Below are 255 nucleotides of genomic sequence, written 5' to 3'. Positions count from 1 at the left end.
GTCTGGCTCAAATCTCACCAGGGATTCCAGCCCCAGCTTTTTAAGCTGCGCCAATACCGAGGAGTCACTCTCGGCCTTGTAATACTGATTGTGGTACTTGATCCGGAACAGGGCAAACACCTCATTGAGTGCATCAATGAGGCCATCGCTCGCCTTGTAGGTCGGCTCAGCTTCCCCAGCTGCTGTCTGTGAGGTCTTGGATAATGCTTCGATCTCGCGTAGCGCTTGCTCCAGCAGGTGATTGCTGATGGCCAT

The 255-nt window shown here is 53.7% G+C and carries 1 pseudogene; it reads right to left on the bottom strand.

From position 1 onward, the window contains the following. A pseudogene (locus Q4563_RS21090) lies at nucleotides 1-255 on the bottom strand (hypothetical protein); the annotation flags it as partial.

The organism is Gilvimarinus sp. 1_MG-2023 (assembly GCF_030548285.1).
Note: the sequence above shows the minus strand (reverse complement) of the source record. Positions and strands in the feature narration are given on the sequence as shown.